Source organism: Dietzia natronolimnaea, from assembly GCF_002289575.1.
Taxonomy (GTDB): domain Bacteria; phylum Actinomycetota; class Actinomycetes; order Mycobacteriales; family Mycobacteriaceae; genus Dietzia; species Dietzia natronolimnaea_A.
The window spans coordinates 1-1,642 of record NZ_NTGA01000085.1; the positions used below are offsets into that span (position 1 = coordinate 1).

A 1,642-nucleotide genomic window follows, 5' to 3' on the forward strand; every position below is an offset into this window, starting at 1 on the left:
CTAGTGGGTGTCTCCGTTAGTTCGTCGGGGGTCTGGGAGCCGCCAGGCGGTGGGGTCGCCGAGGTAGAGGCCGCAGGCGGTGTCGAGGGCTTCTTCGGGAGTGCCTGAGGGCCATCCGCTTGGCAGGGCGGCTTGCTGGTAGTCGTTGTGGCTGGCGCGGTAGATCGCGAATACCCATTGGCTGGCTGATCCGGCGTAACGCAGCCGGCAGAGTTTCAACTCTTCCCCGTCGGTCAAGGTGGCGTCGATGTAGGCGAACCCGGCGCGGTAGCGGGTATGCAGGGTCTGGATCTGCGGCCAGCGTTCGGTAGCGCGAGCCAGGAGCTTTTGTCTCAGTGACGTCTGGGTCGAGTCGGGGATCTTCGCCATGGTCTCCATCATCACCGCCACTGGTTTCGCACTCGACTTTCGGCTTGTTCCGGCGTGGCGACTTGGCTGGCGATGCTGGGTGCGTCAGAAATGAATATGTCTCCCACCAGCGCTGATGTCGTCATCCTCACTGACAAAGAACGCGACGTGCTGACCCGCCGCGCGAACGCCGCGAGTTGTCCACACCGTGAGGTGCTGCGGGCCCGGATCGTGCTCGCCGCTGCAGACGGCGACGCGAACGCTGCGATCGCCCGCGAGGTCGGGGTGTGTGAGGACACCGCACGCCGCTGGCGGCATCGCTTCTGCCTCGAGCGCCTGGAGGGGCTTGAGGATCGGCCCCGACCGGGGCGACCGCGGGTGTTCACCCCGGTCGAGGTCGCCGAGGTCAAGGCACTGGCGTGTTCACGCCCAGCTGACCATGATCTGCCACTGACCAGATGGTCCACCACCGAGTTGAGAACTCACGCCGTCGCCGGCGGGCTGGTGCGCCCCGTGTCGCCCTCAACGATCGGGCGTTGGTTGGCCGCAGATGCGATCAAGCCGTGGCAGCACCGATCATGGATCTTTCCCCGCGACCCCGACTTCGCGGCCAAGGCCGCCCGGGTGCTGGACCTGTACCACCGTCGCTGGGACGGCATCGAGCTCCGCGACGATGAGTACGTCATCAGTGCCGATGAGAAATCGCAGTTGCAAGCTCTCAAACGCCGTCACCGGGAAACCCCCGCCGGGCCCGGTCAGTCGCGGCGAGTGGAGTTCGAGTACCGCCGCGGTGGCACTCTGGCCTACTTCGCCGCTTACGACGTCCACCAGGCTCGCGTGATGGGCATGACCGCACCCAAGACCGGGATCGTGCCGTTCACCGACCTGGTCGAGCAGGTGATGACCAGGGAGCCCTACGCCAGCGCGAAGCGAGTGTTCTGGGTCGTTGACAATGGTTCCTCCCATGCTGGGCAGGCCTCGATCGACCGGATGCGTCAGGCCTGGCCTAACGCGGTCTTGGTGCACCTTCCGGTGCACGCGTCCTGGCTCAACCAGGTCGAGATCTACTTCTCGATACTGCAGCGCAAAGCCATCACCACCGGCGACTTCGCCGACCTCGATGACCTCGCCGCACGGATCCTCGCCTTCGAGAATCGCTACAACCAGAGCGCGGAACCCTTCGGCTGGAAGTACACCCGCGACGACCTCAACCGCCACCTCGATCGCCTCAACAACGACGGGACCCTCCGCAACGCGGCCTGACCCCCGACGAACTAACGGAGATGCCCACTAG

The 1,642-nt window shown here is 65.4% G+C and carries 2 protein-coding genes; one reads left to right on the forward strand and one right to left on the reverse strand.

What is annotated here, in order from left to right; all coding sequences use genetic code 11:
• Positions 1-369 carry a hypothetical protein gene (locus tag CEY15_RS17710; protein WP_095719498.1) on the reverse strand — a complete coding sequence of 123 codons (369 nt, stop codon included), beginning with the start codon at positions 367-369 and terminating at the stop codon, positions 1-3.
• A 96-nt stretch (positions 370-465) separates the two neighbouring features.
• Here CEY15_RS17710 and CEY15_RS17715 point away from each other — a divergent pair, with 96 nt between their 5' ends.
• Complete coding sequence (locus CEY15_RS17715; RefSeq protein WP_095719497.1) at positions 466-1,611, forward strand: IS630 family transposase; 1,146 nt, start codon at positions 466-468, stop codon at positions 1,609-1,611.
• Positions 1,612-1,642: the final 31 nt, after the last annotated feature.